Origin of the sequence: Streptococcus sp. GS001 (assembly GCF_021595565.1) — a bacterium.
Classification (GTDB): domain Bacteria; phylum Bacillota; class Bacilli; order Lactobacillales; family Streptococcaceae; genus Streptococcus; species Streptococcus xiaochunlingii.
The window spans coordinates 91,465-112,697 of sequence record NZ_JACSYJ010000002.1 but is presented as its reverse complement, the minus strand read 5'-3'; the positions used below and the strand labels follow the sequence as shown (position 1 = coordinate 112,697).

The following is a 21,233-nucleotide window of genomic DNA, read 5'->3' as shown; positions in this document are numbered from 1 at the left end:
AGGAAACGATATGAAACTGATCTCATGGAATATTGACTCATTGAATGCCGCCTTGACGAGTGACTCTGCACGCGCAAAACTCTCTCAAGACGTCCTCCTCACCTTGGTTGCAGAGGATGCGGATATCATTGCCATTCAGGAAACAAAATTATCTGCTAAAGGACCAACAAAAAAACACTTGGAGGTCTTAGCAGAACTTTTCCCTGGATATGAAAATACATGGCGGTCCTCTGTGGAACCAGCCCGTAAAGGCTACGCAGGAACCATGTTCCTCTACAAAAAAGAATTGAAACCGACCGTAACCTTCCCAGAAATCGGTGCTCCTTCTACCATGGACGTCGAAGGTCGGATTATTACCCTTGAATTTGATGACTTCTTTGTGACCCAGGTCTATACTCCGAATGCTGGAGATGGGCTCAAACGCTTGGAAGAACGCCAAATCTGGGATGCCAAATATGCAGACTACTTGGCAGAACTAGACCAGCAAAAGCCAGTTCTGGCAACAGGAGACTACAACGTAGCCCACAAGGAAATCGACTTGGCCAATCCAGCCAGCAACCGTCGTTCCCCAGGCTTTACCGATGAAGAGCGTGCTGGCTTCACTAACTTGCTAGCCAAAGGGTTCACTGATACCTTCCGCCACTTGCATGGGGACCTTCCAGATCAATATACTTGGTGGGCACAACGTAGCAAGACATCTAAAATCAACAACACAGGCTGGAGAATTGACTACTGGCTCACTTCTAACCGCATTGTGGACAAAGTGACTAAATCAGCTATGATTGACTCCGGTGCCCGTCAAGACCATACACCAATTGTCATGGAGATTGATCTTTAAGGAGAAAACAATGGACTATCAAGCTGTCATCCCTGAATTTGTCGTATCGGATATTGAGAAATCGCGTCGCTTCTACTGCGACTTGTTGGGATTCTCTGTCCAATACGAGCGTCCAGAGGAAAAATTTCTCTTCCTTTCCCTTGAAGACTGTCAGCTAATGCTAGAAGAAGGCAAGGAGGAAGAATTAGCCCAACTGACCTATCCTTTCGGTCGCGGTATCAATATTTCCTTTGGCATTGAAGATGTCCCACAGCTCCATCAAAAACTGCTGGAAGCTGACTATCCCATCCATCGTCCGCTGACAAAAAGAGAATTTCGAGTGGGAGATAACTTTATCTATCCCCATGAATTTGCGATTTTGGATCCAGATGGTTATTTTTTAAGATTTAGTGAATAAGAAAAAGGAGGCTCTTGGCCTCTTTTTCAGTAGGTAACTATCCATTGACAGGCTTGTAAATCTATAGTCAAAAACAGTTGCTAAAGCCTATGAAATCAACATGTCAAAGAACTTTGATAGTCATTTTTTGTATAATTGAGTAGAATAAAATCAGAAAGCGAGGAAATCTTATGCAAGTCGGAAAGCAGATCCAGCACTATCGTAAAGAGAAAAATTTATCTCAAGATGATTTGGCTGAAATCATCTTTGTCAGCCGTCAATCCATTTCCAACTGGGAACGCGGCGCAACCTATCCTGATATTCAAAACCTGCTCTTACTAAGCAAGGTCTTTGAAGTGTCATTGGACAAACTAGTCAAAGGAGATTTGGAAACCATGAAACAAATTATTCACGACCAAGAATTTATGCGCTATCAAAAAGATGAAGTGGTCTTTAGCTTACTACTAATTGGCAGTCCTATCATCAGCACTCCCCTCATTCTTTATTTGGATGGATACGGCATCGCTATTAGTTGCTTGATTCTTGCTGTCGGTATATTCTACGCCCTACGCATTGAAAAATTCAAGAAAAAGCATAATCTTCGTACTTATCGCCAGCTTGTCGCCTATGAACAAGGACGCAGTCTGAGCGAGATTGAAGAAGCTGAAGAAAGGGGTAAAGATCCCTACCAAAGAATCCTCATTCCTATTCTATTTGTCCTTGGAATTGGCGCTATTACTCTACTGATTTCTTGGCTCTTACTTACTTTCTTCCCTATCAAATAAAAGCGAAGTCATTAGACCTCGCTTTTTAACTGTCTTTAAAGTTATACAATTGCGGATAGTGATCACATTCAGGATTTTTTGGATGGCAAATAGCCCGTCCAAAATAGATCATGGCCTGGTGAGCTGGGAGCCAGCGCTCAGGGGGAAGAACATCCATGACTCGTTTTTCCACTTCTAACGGCGTAGCCGACTTCTTGACAATGTCATGGTGCTTGCAGATCCGCTCTACATGGGTATCAACGGCAAAGGCAGGAATGCCAAATCCTACACTCATGACCACATTGGCTGTCTTGCGTCCCACTCCAGCTAGGCTCTCTAATTCTTCACGCGTCTGAGGGACTTGGCCATCAAAGTTATCCAACAATTGTTGGGCACATTTTTTGAGAAACTTAGCCTTATTGCGATAGAGGCCTAATTTGGAAATATGCTTGGCAATGTCGGCTTCACTGGCGACCGCCATGTCTTGAGGAGTTGGGAAAGCTTCAAACAAAGCGGGCGTTGCCTTATTGACCGCTGCGTCCGTCGTCTGAGCAGAGAGCATGACCGCTACTAATAATTCAAAATGGTTGCGAAAATCCAGACTTGGCTGAGCATCTGGAAAGAGGGCGATAATTTCTTCAATCACATGTCGTGCCCGTTTTTTTGATAAAACCATAACGTCTCCTTTGTATTACTAGACTTTATTATAGCATGAAGTCCATCTATTTCTGAAGGAATCAGCTTCAGAAAAGGAAGTAGGACAGAATGAATTTTAAATGATATTCATTCTGTCCCACTTCCTATTTATATTAGAGGCGCCTTAACTCTATTGTTTGTTTTACACCAATCTCTTCAAGAAAGAAATCAATGTTTGAGCAGAGCGTTCGCCAGCCTCTACGATAAATTCATCAAAAGAGATATTGGCTACGTGATCTGCCGTATCACTCATAGCTCGAATGACCATGAAAGGACGCCCAGCTGCATGAGCGGCTTGGGCAATAGCTGCTCCTTCCATCTCAACTGCCAATACTTCTGGGAAATGTTCCCGAATTGCTGCGACTTTTTCTTCACTCGCGATAAAGCTATCTCCTGTTGTAATCAAGCCAACATGTGTGGTTGCAGCCTCTTCTTCCAGAACTTTTTTCATCTCTGATACAAAATAGCGGCTGGATTCAAAGTAAAGTGGTTGACCTGCCATTTGACCATACTTATAGCCAAAGGCTGTCACATCGACATCATGGTAGGCCAATTTGTCTGCAAGGACAATATCTCCAACAGTCATCCCTGGTGCAACGGCACCTGCAGAACCCGTGTTAATAATGGCTTCCACCTTAAAATCATTGGCCAATACAGCCACACTCATGGCTGACATGACCTTGCCGATACCACTTTCAACCAAGACCACTTCATGGCGACCAATCGATCCTGTATAGTAGACTTTTCCTAAGCGAAGGTGTTTCTCTCCGTTCTGCAAAGCTTCCACTAAGATTTTTAACTCTTGTGGCATGGCCGCAATGATTCCAATTTTCATAATCGTCACTCCTTTGGTAGACGCTCCCTATAGGCGCCAGATTGCAAGAATTAACAAGATGAGGAGCAAGATGACCCAAAATAAAATCTTATTTAATTTTGATTGAAAAACCTCATCCTTTTGGTTTTCAATCCGACGGCTCTTGGTCACTGTAGGTTGGACTCTGATCGGAATAGTCTCCTGAGGATAGGAGGTTCCTCGTCCACCATCGCCTTCTCTTGAGGTCACCGGCCGTTCATAACCAAAGCCTCTGTTTCCTGTCGGGAGAATTTTTGTCTCTTCCTCATCAAAGAGCGGGGGACCAGAGATCGCTTCTCCCCGGTTTGCCCGCTCAATCATTTCATCTGTTAATAAAGGTTTGCCCATCGGTTTCTCCTCTATTCTTTATTTGTTTTGTAGGTGTTTCCAGTATTGAATTGCCATAATGGTTTTGGCATCGCAGATATCACCCGTTTGTATCAGCTCCTCAGCTTCTGCTAAAGTCACCTCAAAGAGCTCCAAAGTCTCATCTGCATCTTGAGGGCGAGGATTTTCCACTTTTTTCAAATTGGTCGCAAGATAGAGTTTGATCCGCTCGTTACAAAATCCAATGGCTGAATAAAAATCATACAACAACTCTAAATCCGCTGTGTAACCAATTTCTTCTTCCAATTCACGCAGAGCAGCTGCTTGAGGATCCGCATTTTCACCCTTTTCCAACTTGCCTGCTGGGATCTCTACAGAAGTTCTCTCGATCGCCTTGCGGTACTGCTTGACCAAAATGGTCTTGCCCTCATCTGTGATCGGTAAAACCGCTACTGCTCCATTATGAAAAATCAAATCACGCTGTGCTTGACCTTTCCCATCTGGCAGTTCCACTTGATCTGTGACTACTTGGAAAATCGGTCCTTGGTAAATCTCCTTGCGATCAATGGTTTTTTCTTCAAATTGCATGAAAATCTCCTATTTATTTTTAGGATGGTGAGGAAGGCGAGTAGCGTACTCATCCTTATTCACTTGACGGCCACGACCGATCGCAATCGCATCAGCTGGCACATCCTTGGTAATGGTAGATCCAGCACCGACTAAGGAATTGTCGCCTAATTCAACTGGTGCAATGATGGTCGAATTTGAGCCAATAAAGACATTATTTCCAATAAGGGTCTTGTATTTATTCTTCCCATCATAGTTGACAGTGATGGTTCCTGCACCAAAGTTGACGTTGCTGCCGACTTGGCAGTTACCAATATAGGTCAAATGGCCCGCTTTGGTATTTTCGCCGATAGACGAACCTTTGACTTCGACAAAGTTTCCGATATGGACATCTTTTGCAAGGCTAGATCCTGGACGAATATGGGCGTAAGGTCCTACTGTCACGCCATCGGCTACGGTGCTTTCTTCAATCATAGAGTTGGTAATAACAGCACCTGCACCAATCTCACTGTCCACGACATAGGTTCCATTAGTTAAGACTGTTTCAGCCCCAATTTTTGTGTGTCCTTTTAGGGTGACATTGGCTTCAATTTGTACCTCTGGGGCGATTTCGACATCGATATCGATATAGGCCGCGTCTGGATTAACAAAGCTCACTCCATTAACCATGTGGACTTGGTTAATGCGACGACGCATGATGCCTTCTGCTGTCGCAAGAGCTACGCGGTCATTAACCCCAAGACTTTCATCAAAGTCTTTGAGAGTATAAGCCCCAACTTTTTCACCTGCTTCTCGGAAAATTCCGATGACATCCGTGATATAGTATTCTCCTTGGGCATTGTTAGTATTGATATTCTTTAAAGCTTCAAAGAGACGCGCATTGTCAAAGACATAAGTCCCTGTATTGATTTCCTTGATTTGTTGTTCATATTCTGTCGCATCTTTTTGCTCGACGATTCGAAGCACTTCCGCATTGTCATTACGGACAATCCGACCATAACCAAATGGATTCACTGCTTCGGCTGTTAAAATCGTTGCCACATTTTTGTGGTTGATATGAAAATCGATCAAGTGTTTGAGGCTTTCACCCGTAATCAAAGGTGTATCCCCTGCGATGACAAGGGTGTGGCCTTCAAGAGCTTCCAAGACTGGCTCTGCCATCATAACTGCATGACCAGTTCCCAATTGTTCAGTTTGTTTGACAAACTCTGTTTGTCCCGCTAACACTTGCTCCACCAATTCAGCCTTGTGGCCCACAACCGTTACAGTCTTTTCGGGTGAGATGGCTCCAACACTACGGAAAACATGTTCCAACATAGAGATCCCAGCAACCTTGTGTAGAACCTTCGGCAAATCTGATTTCATACGGGTACCTTTTCCCGCTGCTAAAATAATGGCATAATTTGGCATAGACATTCTCTTTTCTGTACAATATCGCTTACATTATACCATTTTTTAGCCCTTTTGGAAAATTAGATCCGAACCAAAAAAACTCTCCAAAAAGGAGAGCATATCTATAATGGATAAACCTTGCGAAATTCTTCTAAAACCACCTTGCTGTCAGGTGTAAACGTCAGACCTGCTTCCTCCAGCCACTCCGTGAAAAACTCCTCATGAACCTGACGCCAATAGGCCAGAGATTTGTCTCCCTCACCTTCCTTATAGGCATGCTCAGCAGACACTTGATGGAAGGGATGAACGGAAACCTTGGTAATTTCGACAATGCAGATAGCCTGGTTTTGACTGTCTAAAATGATATCGAAAGTCCCTTCTTGTGGAAGGGGTTCGTCCTCCACTGCGTAGAGGTCGTAGGCAGAGGCGGTTGCTGTTTTTTCGCCTCTTAGAACCAAGTCAGCCAAGAGATCTGCCTCTACTCCAAAAGCCCAGGCATCGATTTCATCACCGATAGAGGGGTTCATTTGCTTGTATTTATTCCACATTTCTTGAGGTGTCATGAGTTCTCCTTTGTAATTTTTTACTTTCTTCTTTTATATGTTTAAGATGGTCTGGATGGTCAATTTCTAAATCAAAAATCTCTGGAATAGAGCTGTAATGGAGAATACATTCGATACCCATCTGATTCATTTTTTGTATGAAAGAAGGATTCAGATAACCTGCTACAGCGAAATCTATCTTTTTCATCCTTGCTTTATCCTGCATCTGTCTCAGCATTTCTAACATAATGGGACTTTCCATATCATGCCATTGACTATTTCTCACAGTGGCAAAAACAAAAGAAGTTAAATCATTCATTCCCACTACAATCTTTGAAATACCTGTTTCCAGTATCCTGTCTAAGTCAAAATAAGCTGACGGTAATTCAATCATTGTTCCAACTTTTCCAGTAAAACCATGCTGGCGCAATACTCTAATAGCTTGTTTTAACTGTTCGGCATCATTGACAAAAGGAAAAATAACAGACAGATTGGGATTAGTTTGATAGACTTCTGTAACGACATTTGTCTCAGCCTGAAATTCATCTGGACACGCCAACAAACGCCTGATACCTCTGTATCCAAATAAGGGGTGGCGTTCGTCAAAATACTCTTTAGTCCCATCTAGAATATTTGCTTCTGCATTTGTTAACTCTGAAAAGCGATACCATACATCCTCATCTGAGTATAAGGAGCAAATTGAGCTTAGATAATCTTTTACAAATTGCTGACAATTTGGTAATAGTATGTTTTGATTGAGCTCTCTTAGCAAGTATTCCCCACGAATCAAGCCGACGTGGTGCAATAAATGGGGATAAACTTTTTCAACAATTTTTTCGCCACTAAGAGACAGTTGATTTCTCATCTTTCACCTCGTCTTAAAAGATACAATATCAGATATCATTATACGACACTTTCCTCTAGTTCAAAAGCTTCATAAGGTCCAACTAACTCATATCCTAAAAATTCTGCTACTTTTTTAGAAGCCACGTTATGAGCATCCCAAAGTGGAAACGTATCTCTATTTAAACTCTCTAGAATCATTGTAGCACCAAGCTTTTTAGCAAATCCATTTCCTTGTTCGTTTGGTCTAGTTGCAACTTCCACTTCAACTGCTCCTTGGTAAACTAACCCTGAGGAAATCCCAGCAATCAGTTCTTTATTTTTAACAATCACAAAGCCAAATCCACCTTTTAAAGTAAAATTCTGGTAGGACTCAAAATCTCCCTGTAAATCTTGTGACCATTCATCCTCAGAAAGGCAGTTATAAATATGATTATCAATAGGTACAATATTGTAACCTTTCTCTAACTGACTAACTAGATCATTTAGAAATTCAACTTGAAAATTTGCCTTATCCTTAAAAGAATAGCGAGTAAAAGAAATTAACCCAACTTGTCGACGCATAAAATCTTGCCACTTAGTGTCTTCTGAAATAATAATCTTATAATCTAAACCATATTGCCTAATAAAATCTTCCCAAAATCTAGAATTTAGCTCCCCTGCTAGGTATAGAAAATTCCCAATATCATAAAAACTTGTTGTCCCATCACTGTTTCGGTATACAGTTCCAATTTGAGATTTAAGACCATAGAGAACCATATTTTTCTTCCAGGTTTTAAATAGTTCCATTATCCCTCTATTTCACCTTCCAATTCCTATAACTTGTCAGTTCTAATTCTGGAAATCCTCGTAACTCTGCCTTCACTTTTAATACTAAAGGCGAGGCATTGTCTGCAGTAATTTCTTCCAAATTCAACCAAATTGCATTTGCTGAATCATTGCTTCCATCAAGAACTTCATGAGGAAGGGATTTTTGAAAACGTTCTAAATCAAGTACTATATCATAAAAAGCCATGATATGGTGTACGGCGAAGTCGTGCCCTTCTTCTTGAACCAGCACGTCATAAATCCTAGGATTTAAGTAACGGCTAAGAGTATAGCCCGTCTCTTCCAGAACTTCTCTCTTGAGGGTTTCTGTCAACCCCTCACCGAGTTCCTGACTACCACCCGGTAGATCAAAACGATTTTGATAGGGGCCTCTTGTTTTTTCAATACAGAGCAGTTTCCCCTCTCGAAGACAGACTCCGTATACCCCAAAGTGATTTTTGATTTCCATATTCTATTCTTTCTTAATCTCCAAGATTGTTAGCTCACTTATCCCTTAAAAGGAAAGAGGCTATAGATTTCATGCTCCTTAATATACTTCTTTAGTATCTCCATATTCTCTTCGATTTTTGCTTGGATATCTGTCTCTTCACAAGTTGACTCATCAATAAAAAGGTGAATCTTCAATAAATCTGTCAAGTATAACAAACGGCGTTCCATTTCCGATTCAGGACTTGAGGCTTGCTCGATTTTTGCAAGCTTTTGCTCCAAGCTATCACCATTCAAAAATCTCTGATGAACTCTCCTTCTAATTTTTTGAGTGGATTCCTCCCCTTGTTCTAAGGGAGATAAAAGATGCTTTTTATAGACGACTACCTGATTTTCTACCTCTCTTTCCAGATAGGCCAATAAAACCAGAGAGCTATCAACAAAGGTCCAGGTGTTATAATTCCCTTCAAATGGAACTTGTATGATACGATCTAATAATTCCTTAGCCATTTCCTCTTGGCCATCCAGATAAAATAAATAGGCCAGATGATTCAGCGATTCAAGATAGCTAGCTTGGATTTTCTTATTCTTTTTGGGAACCTGGTTTAAATACGAGAAGAACTCAGCATCATTTTCAATCTCTTCGATTAGTTCTTTCACTTTCATTTCTTTTCTCCTATCCAACTCACTTTGTGTTACTAAGAAAGGCTTTTCTCAGATTAATTTTACCGAAATAGATATTCTTTCGCTGTCGCTTGGACGTCTGGGGAAAGGTAGCGCTCTATCAAGTCACCTGTCCCTACAATATACTCCTCCAGAGGGACATCTTCTCTTTGCTTCCAAAAATTTGAAAAAGCGAAATAGAACTCAAAAAACTCCGTCAAACTTGCGCTGAGTTTGTAGAAATTAGGATCTCCAGGACTGCCTGCGTAAACAGGTGATTTTTCATCTTTCATATCACAGAAAAGAATATCGTCTGTATCTGTAGTAGCGAATATCTGGTATTGCCCTTCACTAAATTGAAGAACATCTTGTAGGGCCCAAGATTCAACTGTCCTTGCAGGAGAATCTAATGGCAACAAAACGATATTAAAATTTTTATTGGCAAAAAATAAATCCTCTTTGAACACTATGTGTTGATAGTAATCAAGTAATTCTCCTGTCAAATCTGAGGACTGGATCCTCAATTTTTCATCTGAAAAACTCACCGATTGGGGGATAAACGTTGTTTCCTAATAGAGTTTAATGATCTTTTTTAATACAGTAACTACTGTCATTTTTCTCTCCTTGGTCATTTCTCTTACGTCTCCTTTAGGAATTCCTGCCATATCTTCACATCTGGATTTATCTCATGAGCTACCTCAGCATGCTTCTTATAATCCATATCCAAGTAGCCTTGTTCATTCCGGAAAATAATGCCTTGTTCATAACAGTTTTTAAGAGCTGTGAGCATAGATTCTAATGACCGGTATTCGACCTGGGCCTCTTCTTCAAATACATAAAAACCAAGGATTTGCCCCTGACCTTCTGAAGCTAGGTTCATGGCATAAAAATCTCCACCTCCGCTGGCAAAAATTGGGAACCAAGATTTGTCCCAAGCATCCGTTTCTATTAGTTCCAAGTAGGTCTGTATACTTTCTTCCAGAGACATCAAATAGAAACCAGGAAAAAATGCCAGCTCACCGAGTGTGATTCCCTCACTATCTTTTGATCCGTTTCTCCAAGCATAAAGGGCATGCAAGTCCTGGTTTGGTTGCAATGGGATTTCCTCAAATAATTCTTGAGTTTTTTGAGAAAATAGTCCCGGATTTAGATGATCTACACAAGGATGATGTAGCTGTTGGAGACTTTTTTCAATCTCATTTAATAATTGGGTAATCGTTTCCATTTGTTCTCCTTACCTTGTAGTTCAGTTTCTTCGTCCCTATAATAGGGCCTTCCCATTATTCAATCCCATCCTCTTTGTTATACTCTATCATGCATTTGATTGCGTATTCCACCCATTCCCAAAAATCGTTAAACTCTTTCCGTTGCTCCCATCCTTCCGCAGCAAAATCATGAATGAGTTGGACCTTATTGCCCTTTCCTATTTCAAAACAAGCTGTATCATCACAATCTCCTCTTTTAGCAAATGGAATCAACTTTCTGCTTGGGTATCTTTCCTGCAATCCCTCATACAAAGATAGGGCCCATTCTGAATCCAACAGATACCAACAATCAAAATCAACTAAATTGAATTCAATCAATTTTTTAAACGATTCAGGATACTGAAATAGCCTTTCATCAAGTAAATAGTTTTTCATTTCTTATTTCCTTTTGGTACAAGATTGATATAGGATGCTAAGTCAACATTATTTTCAACCTCTTCGATGAGTTCATTAAGATTCATTTCTTTTCTCCTACCGGTTCCTTTCGTCAGGATGTTGACCAGTAAATCAGCACTTTCATTCCACCCTAATAAGTAGTTTTGATTATTTCTCCCAAACGAATATAGGTTTTAAAGAAGTTTTTAGGTACAGAGGCAATCTTAGGTGTAATGGATAAGCCATAGTTTGCAAAATCTAAAGCCAACTTCTTAGAATCGATTGCATCATAATACTCAACATACAATCTGCATAAGTTCACTTTGGTGATAGAGAATTGTTTTAACAACCAATCCTTCTCAAGATCCTTCTCGGGATCTATGCTTGAAAATACGGTTGAATACGATGAATACTGAGCAGTAAAATCGATGGCCTCTTGAACAGCCTTTTCCAATTCAGCTTGATCCATGCCATTTCTATGATCGATAGAACCTAATCGAGTCCTTAAAGCACAATCCACTTCTTCTAACAGCCCCGAGTCCAGAAAGAGGGGATGAAGGCCAACATTCACGAAATAGGCACTACCATCTGATTTTCGTTGAAAATAGATGACTGTGTAAAAATCATGATCGACTTTATAATAGTTATTAGTTCGCTTTAGTCGCGAAAAGCCATTTTTTAGGAAGAGTTCTTTGGCCTCTTTCATTTCTTTACCTCTATTTCTAACAGAATGTGGTGAGTTCCTCATTGCATTTTCCTAGGAATCTATATGAATATAGGTTATCCCTACAACTTTCCCGTTCTCAATCGCATATTGCTTAACAGAATGAATGGAACTGATCAAACCTTCCTTACAGATTTCCTCTAGGGTTGCTGGCACTATTTGACCCTTTAATTTAAAATCCCGAGCCTTATCTATCTCCCCCACATCATCAATAGACGTCCAAAAGAGTATATATTCATCGCAATAAAAATAAATCTGATCATCATAGAACTCAGGTATTTTACAGAACTCAACTACATACATTATTGCTGTATTAAATTCTGAACCTGAGTTAACTTAAAAGAAGTTAATGCGCTTCCCGTCTTTCCCTTTTTTAACATCTGAAATAATATCTCTCACTATCTGAACGTCAAATTGTTCCGAAAAGATCAAAATTTTCTCTCGACTGCTCTCAGAAAACAAATAAGATGCTGCTAAGATAAATAAAAATGGATTTGTGACTTTGCCAATATGCTCAAGGTATTTAGGCTGAGTTACATAAGACATAATTCTATTAAAATCATCATCTTTAAGTACTAACTTTTTCATATAAATAGCAGCGCAAGCACCTGCAGCTTTCGAGAAGCTATTTGATTCCAAGGACTCATAAACAAATGATAAATTCTCTATTTCTGAATTCTCTAGATAGACAATGGCTAATGCTAGAGAGCGATAGGTTACAGGTGTTGGAATGTCTCTTAGAATCAATGACTTCAGATAGGGAATTTCTTCTGCACAATCTGTTGCGGCCATGGCGTAGAGCAAGTACATTTGCGTTTCCCAAGCTCTGTTTTTCTCTATCTCCGTCTCTAAAGCACTATGTAAGTATGGCCCATATCCTTTTAGTCTGTCCTTTAAAATTTTCTTAGCTGCTTTCTTAACTAAAGGTGAACGCTTTGATGTTAATTCTTCTATGAGTGGCATATAGTCTCCTTGCTAAAATCATCATTTAATTGATCAAAAGAAAAATCCCTTCTTGCAAATTTTCAAAGTAAGAAAATTAGTTTTATCTTAAGTTAGAAAAATTTGTACTTGAATAACCTGATATTCGTTTATCTTAAACCAGTAATCCCGACTTGATTCAATTGTCATAGCGATAAATTGGGCATGTATATTTTCCATATTTTATAAACAACTAGTCTAAAATCGTTCCTAGAATCATCTTATTTTGCTCAGATAGCTGAAAGTCATCCATCAAATAGGGCAAAAAGTCATCAAGCAAGGGATGACTAATTCCATCTATTGAGAGACCTTTTTTCTGACGTTCTTTTAATAAAACCAAGATTTCAATTGGGAAATATTGCCAAAGTAAGGTATTGAAATCTACTAAATGACTATCTCTGGTGTTCGCTAAATGATAATCACACATGGATAAAATTGTTTCTCTAAAAACATCAACTTCCTCTGAAAAAATAGTTTCCATAACCTGTTTATAGGCATCATTCACATTCTGATAAGGATTCGTGTCAAAGGGTTGATATTTGGCATCACAAGCATTCTCCAGTAGGTTAGCAAGCCGATCACCCTCCCCATTTCCATAAAGAAAAACGACTAAAGGCAATAAACTCTTGGCTGAAAAGAAAATAATTTTTTTCCCTTTCTCAACTTGGGCTTCTTTAAAATAGGCTAATTTATCAATTAAAAACTCTACATAAGTATTATCTAAATAGGCAAGGGCAAATAAGATATTCAAACAAATATCTGTATCAAAGTTTGAGCCCCCTTTAGCCAAATATTTAGCAGAAGCCATATCTGCCATTACAGAACAAAAACAGCCATTCAATAATAACTTGTAGTTTTCAGATGTTTTACTTTCTATAAAATTAGAGACTAGAGGATACGGACTTATAGAATCAATCATATCTATATGATCATACAGATATGATTGATTCTCACCATTTTCTTCATAGTTAATTTTAACGCTTTTCTTATCAGATTTTAGAGCTGTTAAAATGGCTTCAGTATTAGATAGGTTTTCTGCCTCTAAGTGAAAATCTCTTGCCTTCAGTATTTTATTTTTTATAGCAGTTAATTTTCTTTTTTGATTTGAAAGTGTTTTATTCATATTGACCTCTAACATTTCATTACTTACACTTGTCATTGCCTAATCCAACTACCACTGTTTTTTGAAGTACATCTTTTCCTGCATTCCTATACTATCCAGTATATCACAAGGAAGAATTGATCCACTTCCCATCATCAAGCCATTCTTTCTTATCAATCCACCATTTCCCCTTTTGAAATACCATTCGAAAACGATAGAGAGTTTCTAAACCAGAACGATTCTCCTTGATATAGAAGTAAGTTTGATTCCCGTCATGCTCTTCAGCAATGATGGGATGCGTTTCTAATTTATACTCAAATGGAAATCGGACAGACAAAGTTACTTCCCTTGCTCTGAGTGTTGTTTTAGATTTACAAAACTGATTAAAAATAGTAGCTAATTCATCCTTCAACATCTCTTTATCGGCTTGGTTTCTTAGGCTCCTAGTGGTTTTTCTCTCCCAAGAATACATAGCCTGCATAAACTGGAGGAAGGTTTCTTTTGCTAGATTCGTATGGCTCATATTTCCTCCTGCTTAAACAATGGGACTAATAGTTCGTTTATTCTGAAAACATAGGTCATAAAAAGCTGTATTGAAGTCATTTTTTAACCCTCTCGCATGCAAACATGTGGTAACTCGCTTCTAAGAAGATCCCTTTGCTTTTGATTTGTTCTTCCCGTTGTTAAAAAACGAAGATGTTTCAGACTCTTCAGGTAGCTAACTGTTGTTGCGTAGTTAAAAATAGACGTATCGACAAAATCTAAAAAACGGAGCTCACTAGATGGATGGATAAAATCCAATTCTGGTAATTTTTTATTTGCCGTAAATGAAAGATAGAGCAACTGATTTAAATCTCTAATAAAATTAAAGTTAGGCAACATTACACCATAATCAAAGTGCAGATAACGCATGCCAGTATGAAAAGAAATGTTCTCTATCGTTTCCAAATTTGTCATGGAAGATATCCCTAGAGCTTTCACACAATCATTCTGGGGTAAGATGATCTTTCTTACTTTTCTAGCCCCAACTATTAAAATCTTTTCTACTTGTTCATATTTTGAAAAGTCTAGCACATCAGATTTACTTCCCATCAAGTAAATCACCCTCGTATTGCTAGGTAAAGAAAGCTGGTTAAAATCTACATCTTTCAGCATATCCTCTAGGTTTTCGACAATGTACTTTTGTCTTAATAAGCGATTGATATTGATAAATTCTTTATAAGTCAATGTTTCATCCAATAATGGTGCAATCTCTTCAATAGAATGCAGAGGCTCCATTGCCATTAGATTCTCTCTTTCAGAAAATCCTTTTTTAATGATCTCTAAATATTTATCTAAACTGGTCATTATTCACCTCTTTTCATGAATAAAATGCTTCGTTTTCTATTTTCAACATAAATCATTTTACAATGACACCCTGACTAGAAGACTAAATCATCGCTTGTCGCCAAAAGGTTAAAATCACGAGTCTTCAGAGTATTTTTTCTAAATAAACTATATCCTGCTTGCTCAATCTCGATCAAAAATGACCTTGACTCTGGCTCTACCCGAAGCGTCTAGATATTGCTCTAGTTTCGTAATAGACTCCTCTGAATCAGACAATTGAACAAACAAATCCCCATTGATGGTCATGACATCCTTTGTCGGTAAAAGCATAAGATTCTCAACGCTTGGATCATTCACAATCATTAAGGAAGGGGAATAAATACAGCTTGTAGAGAGGTCTAGATTTCCGAATCGTTCCCTTGCAGAAACAAAAATAGATTCCATCCCACCCTGGGCTTTCAGAACAAATTCCCTCTCAAAAAACGCTTCAAAACTGTCGTAGATCTCGATGACATCCATAGTAATCCCATCTAAATAATAAACTTGATGACTTTGAATGTTCCCATCCTTCAATCTATAAGCGAATTGATCTCCAATAGCAGACATACCAAAAAAATAGTAGTCTGATGCATAATCTCTCCAGACGTCTTTCCATACCTCATCCGAATTCCAGGAATCTAGCGTAATAGCTTGAGTAGAATCCGTCCCAAACAAGCGATAATAGCCACCATAAAACTCCAAGCCATTGGTTATGGAGAGCAAATCCAGGTGAGCTTGAGGAAACTGTCTGGCTTTGAGTTTTTCTAGTTCAAGAGCTGAGGCCCCACTTTCTTGTATAACCAGATCCTCACAACATTTTAAAAAATTCTTCATTTCCATTTGCTTCTCATCTCTCCCTATTTGGCTTTAACCCAGCATAAATACTATAAAATCATTTCGATAGTCTTCAGGAAGTTGCCCCTCGATAATAGCCATGATTCCTGTTAAAAAACCTTCTTTATAGTCCGACAAGTCCTCATCAAAGTAGATGTCATTCTCAAACTTGGTGATTTCTAGCTTTTTCATCTGACTATAAGTAGACAAGAAAGTAGATAAAGAGGGGCTTAAGCAATAGAGCTTGGAATTCCCAGGAATCTTGCCAAATACAGGACTAAGCTCGCTAGTTAGATCACAAAAAATTGGCTCATCCCCCATCATGTGAGCAAAAACCACATAACTCTCTTTCCAGCTAGTATCCTGCCATCCTTCTGATGCAGCTTCACATAGAGGGAGAGGAATTAGAGCAAGATCATAGGGAGCTCCTCTAAAATAAGCTTCTTCCTCAAAGCTCAAATGTTGGTAGAACTCTTTCAATTGACCAGACAAATCTGGCTTTTCGATATGGAGACAGTCACTAGTAAATACAAGCTCTCCTAAGCCCTTGTTTCTATGATAGACTTCTACAAATTCCTTCAACAAATTGAACATCATTATTAGACTCCTCTCACATTTTTGGGATTATATTTGGCTATTTTCAACTGACGATTACGTATCATTCTGGCCGCTAGCGACAGCCTGAGCCCAAATTCGCTCAAATTCCTCTTGACTAATCTTGATGGAGTCTGATAAATCCAACTCATCTTTTCGACCATCATAGAGTAGAAACCCTACTTCTGGAACATAATCCTGTAGGCAAGAAGAAGCATAAGAGTGCCCATTCAAAACGTTAATTTGTCGACTTGCACGCTGACCAGTAAACTCTGTATAAATAACTCCTAGGCCTGACATAAACTCACTATTGCCATAATAATATTCTTTTTCACACATTAGAATCTTCCTTTACCATTTGTCTCTCCATGAATGGCGTTCTTTCCTCTTTGCCTCTTTCATCGACTAATTCTATATTCATTTTCAATTTATAGAATCTACGGGCTCTTAGATTTATTCTCCAAGACTCTCACTTCTACTTTATCCTCCGCTAAATGGAGATCCAGTACTTTTTCCTGGTCTTGAAAGAAAAGTATCAGGTCTCTGGTAGAAAATTCACTAAAATAAGAAGGCAAAAAGTCATCCAAAGACTCCATTTGAAACAAGACGTAAACTGGTAAAAACTCCCAAAAAACTAGGATAAACCGACTGCTATTGCCAACAAGACTTTGAATTGACCTACTTAGATCTTTAGTAGTGTGGGCAAGAGGAAACTCATAAAGGCAAGGAATCGGAGAGTCTATAGGATTCAACTCCCCAGCATACCAAGCAATTTCTTTAGGTTTATCGGTCAGAAAATGGACATCCTTTATCCCCTTCAAACTCTTGATTCGTCTTTTCACTTTTAACAAGGATAATTTCTTTTTTAAGTCACTCATTGTTCTTGCTCCACCATTCTGAAACAGAAATTTTGCTCACAATCTCATTCTCTTTATCCAGCAGATATAGGAAGTTACCTTTTGCTTCCAGTTTACCAAGCTTAGCCCCATAATCCATCTCATGAGCAGGGCAGGATTGAATCAACTGGCGGATGCTCTTATCCTTGTGCTCTATCTCCCAAAACAAATCCACCTTATCCAGCTGATGCTCCACTTGAATGGAATAGGTCGTGGATTGGATCTTCTTCCTTTTCCACTCCCAGCTATTTTCATAATCGTTTTTCTCTATTTCATTGACTACATCCTCTATCAAGGAGTATGGAATAGAGAACTCCTGAAACACGCGCTTTACCCCTTTTACCAAGGCCTCTAAGAGCATCTTTTTCTGTTCCAATGGACTCAAACTTTCATAGCTAGAAAAATCAAATAAGACCTGGACAGTATAGACACCAAGTAGGTTCATGATAGCTGGATTGCTAATCGTATCTACACATTCTACGATGATTTTCCAACAATCCTGGGTTATAACTGGTTTGAAAAGCCGTTCTACCATAGAGGTCATACATTTAGATTCATATACGAACGCTCTTCGCTGACCTTTCCAATTCTGTCGGTAGTCCTCAATTCTTGCTTCCTCGTAATTTAGCCCAGCTGAGTCCATCAACACCTCAATCCTCTGTTGATTTTCCACATAGGGCTTATCTAATTCAAAATACTGTAACTTCATATTCGTGGTCTCGCAGTGTTTTTCTTGTAGAAAGGCCTAGCCTTAGGTCAAGGTCTAATGTTTGTGCTCTTCCTTCACTTTTTCCCATAGTCGTGGTATCCCTCCTAGCAGTGGAGGATTGTTTGATCATCCAGAATCTCCTCCATTAATCTAGGAATGCAATTCTAAGTATCTATTTTCACAGGAGCAATCTCAGCAATTCTAACTAGGTCAGAAGCCCCCGATAACATCACATCATTTTGGTTTATAAAATTGAATTCAACCTTATTCTCTAAAAAAAGCAGTTCTAGTTGACCATTCACCTTATGAATCCCCTTAGAATAAAAATGGATTTCATCTAAATTAAAAAACTCTAAATTAATTTTTATGGCATTAAATGCACTTTTCTGCCACTTTTCAGGAAAATTAGTTGGGAAATCATATAAATAAAGGACAAGATCTAATTTGTAATCGTAACATAATACAGTATCAAGAAATACATTATTCAAGTCCAAATCACCATCAAACAAATGAATAATCTTTTCCTTCCCCACTACTTTTTCAAACCATTTCACAGTAAGAACTCCTTTTTAAAAATGAATAAAAGTATTATTTTTAAGAGTTTTTGTTTCGCTCTTTAAGGAGATGGTAACTTCTCTCTCTAAGTAGGTCTTAGAATAGCCTAATCCTCCTGCCGTCCTTTCCTTTGGATACATCCTCAATGATCGTATTTATATGTACTTCATTAAATTGACAGGAAAAGTCTACAATTTTCTGGCGATTCTGATCTGGATATAGATAAGATGCAGCCAAAATGAACATAAACGGAGCGATTGTTCCTCTTATATTTTCCAAATAAACATCCTTGGTGATAAAGGTCATGATTTTCTCAAAATCGTCATCTTTCAGCACAATCTTTCTTAGATAGAGTGCTGCACAAGCACCTGCAGCTTGCAATAAGTTATTCGATTCCAAGGACTCATAAACAAAAGACAAGTTCTCTGTTTCTAAATTTTCTAGATAAGCAATCGCTACTGCTAGAGAGCGATAGGTTACAGGGGTTGGGATGTCTCTCAGCAGTAATGACTTGAGATAGGGGACTTCTTCTGTACAATCCGTTGCGGCCATGGCGTAGAGCAAGTACATTTGTGATTCCCATGATTTAGGCTTTTCCATCTCCCCTTCCAAGGCCTGATGCAAGAATGGTCCATATCCTTTTAGTCTGTCCTTTAAAATTTTTTTCGCTGCCTTTTTTACCAAGGGCGTACGTCCTGAAGTTAACTCATCTACATAGTCCATCTCAAACTCCTTTATTTCCTCTGCTTGCCAGTTCTTCTTCCAATATTCTGTTATAAACTATACTTCCGACACAGGCTTCCCAGTCCAGCTCCTTAACTTCTTCCCTAGAAAAAAACTTAGGTTCCCGCCTACCATCTAGCCAGACCTTCCCAAAGTGAAGACCATTTGGGTCTCCCCACTTAAAGGCTAAATCCTTAAAAGGGCTTGGATCAAAATCCGCTTGGTGACCAATTATCTGCCAAGTCCATACTGGACTTCGATCAAACAAGGTGAAGGAATCTACAATGATGGGCTTACCTATAAATTGAGCACGACTTAGCTCTTCAACTGTTATAGTATGACTTGCTTGAAAGATATCGAAAAATTGGATGACATGACCAACATTCACTTTTCCAAGGATTTGACCAAATACAAACATTTCCTCCGAAAATTGATAGCAAAAAATATCACCAATTTTAATAAATCGAAGTTTTGTTCTTGGCTTTTCATTCCAATCTCGAATCTTTATCTGGGTCATTTGTTCTCCATTATTTATATAATTCCAAGTCCTACTGCTCTTTATTTAAGATATGAAAGAGATCATCTCTTAGAACAATTCCATCGTCTTCTATCAAATAGGCCATGTGCTCCCAGAAAGGAACTTCTTGTTCAAGGGGCTTTTCTAAGGCAAGTACTTGATCCTTCAAGTGTGCTGCAATTTCTTCGACTTCATCTTGCTCAATCTCATAAAACTTTGCTTTCAAAAGAAAGATGCTTGATAGAAAGAGCGAATAAGAGGAAACAAAAGTATGTAAGGAAGAATTGACATAAACCTTCGATTCTTGAAAAATTTCCCTTCCTTCTCGATTGCAAAGCAAGAAGATCTGCTTCTCTTCTCCTATTACAAAAGCACCTAAAAAACACTGACCAAAAAGCCTATAGACCTCTTGCTTTCTCCTGAGTTCGACTAGTTCGTCACCTGCTTTAACAAAAGAAAATCCCATTTTAGAATAATCCTCTAAATATGCCAAAAGGTTGAAACGGACCTCATCCAAACTAAATGGTTTCTCCTCTGTAGGCACCACACAAAAACCTTGCTCCTTCACTAATTCATTGATATTGACTGTCATTTCTCTATCCGATCTCCCTTTTTTTGCTTACCTATTGGCAATTATCTCAGTCATTTTTCAAACAAGAGCTAGTTACTTCCATTCAAGTCCCAAACACCTAGACACATCCTCAAAATAATCATCCCAGGCCCATTTGTAATCTTTGCGACTCATCAAGTAATCCACATACTTTTCATTCATCCAACTTTCTGTATAAATAGAAAGGGCCTGCCTTTTTCTATCATCTTGGATTGTCGCAATTTTTTCCTGAGCCTTCTTTGACCGTTCACTCAGATTTTTTATATAGAGAATATCTGGATCCGAGGGACAAATGGTCTCTGTCAAATCACACCTTGTAAACTCGACAAAACTGAGATGAGCCTCTGATAGATCTGCATATAACTTTTCTACTTTCTTTGTTTTCGACCCAAAGGTACATTCAGACAGTTTTCCAACAATTTTATTCTGCTGAAATTCTGGTAGAGGAAAGAAAATATCGTTCATCCTACACTTTTTAAAGAGACAATCTCTCATCTCGCTGACATTCTCTAAAAGAGGACGCTTCATCTGACAAGAAAGGAAGGTAGACGATATTATGTGACTGTCATAAAATAATGTTCCCTTTAAATTGCAGCTTTTGAAAGTACAGTTTCGAATAACTGTATGATTTTTAAAGCCGATGTCCCTTAAATCGCAGTTTTCAAAAACGACATTCTCAAAGATACAGTTTTCAAATATGACTCGTGAACCCTCTAGTATACTGATGCTTGTATCCTTAAAGTGCTGATTACTAATGAAACGAATCCTACTCGCTTCCTCTATTAGATTTTCAATCGATAGCTTCTCACCACTGTTTAGGATGACCTGGCCATCCTTTATGATAATCCCATCTTTCTCAACCATATCC

Annotated in this window: 31 protein-coding genes; 3 read left to right on the top strand and 28 right to left on the bottom strand. The window is 38.8% G+C overall.

Annotation, left to right across the window (positions count from 1 at the left end; translation table 11 throughout):
• Positions 1–10 precede the first annotated feature (10 nt).
• The 3 genes from H8S88_RS04010 to H8S88_RS04000 all read left to right on the top strand — a co-directional run bounded on the left by H8S88_RS04010 (position 11) and on the right by H8S88_RS04000 (position 1,999).
• Complete coding sequence (locus tag H8S88_RS04010; RefSeq protein ID WP_048789700.1) at positions 11–838, top strand: exodeoxyribonuclease III; 828 nt, start codon at positions 11–13, stop codon at positions 836–838.
• A 10-nt stretch (positions 839–848) separates the two neighbouring features.
• A complete protein-coding gene (locus tag H8S88_RS04005) occupies positions 849–1,235 on the top strand; it encodes a bleomycin resistance protein (protein ID WP_048789701.1) in 387 nt (128 codons plus the stop codon).
• Between the two features lie 170 nt (positions 1,236–1,405).
• A complete protein-coding gene (locus tag H8S88_RS04000; protein WP_048789702.1) occupies positions 1,406–1,999 on the top strand; it encodes a helix-turn-helix domain-containing protein in 594 nt (197 codons plus the stop codon).
• Between the two features lie 25 nt (positions 2,000–2,024).
• Here H8S88_RS04000 and nth read toward each other — a convergent pair whose 3' ends face one another.
• The 28 genes from nth to H8S88_RS03860 form a co-directional block, all read right to left on the bottom strand.
• On the bottom strand, positions 2,025–2,654 hold the full coding sequence (gene nth, locus H8S88_RS03995) for an endonuclease III (protein ID WP_125375054.1): 630 nt from the start codon (positions 2,652–2,654) through the stop codon (positions 2,025–2,027).
• 162 nt (positions 2,655–2,816) lie between these two features.
• Entirely contained in the window at positions 2,817–3,509 is a 693-nt protein-coding gene (locus H8S88_RS03990) for a 5'-methylthioadenosine/adenosylhomocysteine nucleosidase (protein WP_048789704.1), read from the bottom strand.
• Between the two features lie 27 nt (positions 3,510–3,536).
• Positions 3,537–3,875, bottom strand: coding sequence for a cell wall synthase accessory phosphoprotein MacP (macP, locus tag H8S88_RS03985; protein ID WP_048789705.1), 339 nt, complete (start codon positions 3,873–3,875; stop codon positions 3,537–3,539).
• 18 nt (positions 3,876–3,893) lie between these two features.
• On the bottom strand, positions 3,894–4,442 hold the full coding sequence (locus tag H8S88_RS03980) for an NUDIX hydrolase (RefSeq protein ID WP_048789706.1): 549 nt from the start codon (positions 4,440–4,442) through the stop codon (positions 3,894–3,896).
• Between the two features lie 9 nt (positions 4,443–4,451).
• Entirely contained in the window at positions 4,452–5,831 is a 1,380-nt protein-coding gene (glmU, locus tag H8S88_RS03975; RefSeq protein WP_048789707.1) for a bifunctional UDP-N-acetylglucosamine diphosphorylase/glucosamine-1-phosphate N-acetyltransferase GlmU, read from the bottom strand.
• 104 nt (positions 5,832–5,935) lie between these two features.
• Positions 5,936–6,376 (bottom strand): ASCH domain-containing protein, encoded by a 441-nt coding sequence (locus tag H8S88_RS03970; protein WP_048789708.1) that lies wholly within the window; start codon positions 6,374–6,376, stop codon positions 5,936–5,938.
• Positions 6,351–7,220, bottom strand: a complete 870-nt coding sequence (locus tag H8S88_RS03965) for a putative PEP-binding protein (protein WP_048789709.1) — start codon at positions 7,218–7,220, stop codon at positions 6,351–6,353. The genes H8S88_RS03970 and H8S88_RS03965 overlap by 26 nt, the downstream gene beginning before the upstream one ends.
• A 38-nt stretch (positions 7,221–7,258) precedes the next feature.
• A complete protein-coding gene (locus tag H8S88_RS03960) occupies positions 7,259–7,987 on the bottom strand; it encodes a GNAT family N-acetyltransferase (protein WP_048789710.1) in 729 nt (242 codons plus the stop codon).
• A 7-nt stretch (positions 7,988–7,994) separates the two neighbouring features.
• Positions 7,995–8,474 carry an NUDIX hydrolase gene (locus tag H8S88_RS03955; protein WP_048789711.1) on the bottom strand — a complete coding sequence of 160 codons (480 nt, stop codon included), beginning with the start codon at positions 8,472–8,474 and terminating at the stop codon, positions 7,995–7,997.
• Positions 8,475–8,512: 38 nt separating this feature from the next.
• On the bottom strand, positions 8,513–9,118 hold the full coding sequence (locus H8S88_RS03950; protein WP_048789712.1) for a DUF6707 family protein: 606 nt from the start codon (positions 9,116–9,118) through the stop codon (positions 8,513–8,515).
• 59 nt (positions 9,119–9,177) lie between these two features.
• Entirely contained in the window at positions 9,178–9,618 is a 441-nt protein-coding gene (locus tag H8S88_RS03945) for a hypothetical protein (RefSeq protein ID WP_236127967.1), read from the bottom strand.
• 134 nt (positions 9,619–9,752) lie between these two features.
• Positions 9,753–10,340, bottom strand: a complete 588-nt coding sequence (locus tag H8S88_RS03940; protein WP_048789713.1) for an SMI1/KNR4 family protein — start codon at positions 10,338–10,340, stop codon at positions 9,753–9,755.
• 55 nt (positions 10,341–10,395) lie between these two features.
• Positions 10,396–10,755 (bottom strand): hypothetical protein, encoded by a 360-nt coding sequence (locus H8S88_RS03935; protein ID WP_048789714.1) that lies wholly within the window; start codon positions 10,753–10,755, stop codon positions 10,396–10,398.
• Between the two features lie 151 nt (positions 10,756–10,906).
• Positions 10,907–11,461 (bottom strand): DUF4304 domain-containing protein, encoded by a 555-nt coding sequence (locus H8S88_RS03930; protein WP_048789770.1) that lies wholly within the window; start codon positions 11,459–11,461, stop codon positions 10,907–10,909.
• 354 nt (positions 11,462–11,815) lie between these two features.
• Positions 11,816–12,442: a hypothetical protein gene (locus H8S88_RS03925; RefSeq protein WP_195610804.1), complete on the bottom strand. Its 627-nt coding sequence runs from the start codon at positions 12,440–12,442 to the stop codon at positions 11,816–11,818.
• 211 nt (positions 12,443–12,653) lie between these two features.
• Entirely contained in the window at positions 12,654–13,583 is a 930-nt protein-coding gene (locus tag H8S88_RS03920; RefSeq protein WP_048789717.1) for a hypothetical protein, read from the bottom strand.
• Between the two features lie 103 nt (positions 13,584–13,686).
• A complete protein-coding gene (locus H8S88_RS03915; protein WP_048789718.1) occupies positions 13,687–14,085 on the bottom strand; it encodes an NTF2 fold immunity protein in 399 nt (132 codons plus the stop codon).
• Between the two features lie 83 nt (positions 14,086–14,168).
• Positions 14,169–14,909, bottom strand: a complete 741-nt coding sequence (locus H8S88_RS03910) for a hypothetical protein (protein ID WP_048789719.1) — start codon at positions 14,907–14,909, stop codon at positions 14,169–14,171.
• Positions 14,910–15,071: 162 nt separating this feature from the next.
• Positions 15,072–15,767: an SMI1/KNR4 family protein gene (locus H8S88_RS03905; protein ID WP_048789720.1), complete on the bottom strand. Its 696-nt coding sequence runs from the start codon at positions 15,765–15,767 to the stop codon at positions 15,072–15,074.
• 27 nt (positions 15,768–15,794) lie between these two features.
• Positions 15,795–16,358 carry a hypothetical protein gene (locus H8S88_RS03900; RefSeq protein ID WP_048789721.1) on the bottom strand — a complete coding sequence of 188 codons (564 nt, stop codon included), beginning with the start codon at positions 16,356–16,358 and terminating at the stop codon, positions 15,795–15,797.
• 54 nt (positions 16,359–16,412) lie between these two features.
• Positions 16,413–16,694 (bottom strand): hypothetical protein, encoded by a 282-nt coding sequence (locus H8S88_RS03895; RefSeq protein ID WP_048789722.1) that lies wholly within the window; start codon positions 16,692–16,694, stop codon positions 16,413–16,415.
• A 98-nt stretch (positions 16,695–16,792) separates the two neighbouring features.
• Positions 16,793–17,233 (bottom strand): hypothetical protein, encoded by a 441-nt coding sequence (locus H8S88_RS03890; RefSeq protein WP_048789723.1) that lies wholly within the window; start codon positions 17,231–17,233, stop codon positions 16,793–16,795.
• Positions 17,226–17,795, bottom strand: coding sequence for a hypothetical protein (locus tag H8S88_RS03885; RefSeq protein WP_236127966.1), 570 nt, complete (start codon positions 17,793–17,795; stop codon positions 17,226–17,228). The genes H8S88_RS03890 and H8S88_RS03885 overlap by 8 nt, the downstream gene beginning before the upstream one ends.
• A gap of 329 nt (positions 17,796–18,124) precedes the next feature.
• Positions 18,125–18,514, bottom strand: coding sequence for an Imm50 family immunity protein (locus tag H8S88_RS03880; RefSeq protein ID WP_048789725.1), 390 nt, complete (start codon positions 18,512–18,514; stop codon positions 18,125–18,127).
• A gap of 97 nt (positions 18,515–18,611) precedes the next feature.
• The gene (locus H8S88_RS03875) at positions 18,612–19,238 is read right to left on the bottom strand and encodes a hypothetical protein (RefSeq protein ID WP_048691817.1); all 627 of its coding nucleotides are present in this window, start codon (positions 19,236–19,238) and stop codon (positions 18,612–18,614) included.
• 1 nt (position 19,239) lies between these two features.
• On the bottom strand, positions 19,240–19,755 hold the full coding sequence (locus tag H8S88_RS03870) for an Imm26 family immunity protein (protein WP_048691819.1): 516 nt from the start codon (positions 19,753–19,755) through the stop codon (positions 19,240–19,242).
• A gap of 31 nt (positions 19,756–19,786) precedes the next feature.
• On the bottom strand, positions 19,787–20,347 hold the full coding sequence (locus tag H8S88_RS03865) for an immunity protein (protein ID WP_048691821.1): 561 nt from the start codon (positions 20,345–20,347) through the stop codon (positions 19,787–19,789).
• 72 nt (positions 20,348–20,419) lie between these two features.
• On the bottom strand, positions 20,420–21,229 hold the full coding sequence (locus tag H8S88_RS03860) for a pentapeptide repeat-containing protein (RefSeq protein ID WP_048789726.1): 810 nt from the start codon (positions 21,227–21,229) through the stop codon (positions 20,420–20,422).
• Between the last annotated feature and the right edge of the window lie 4 nt (positions 21,230–21,233).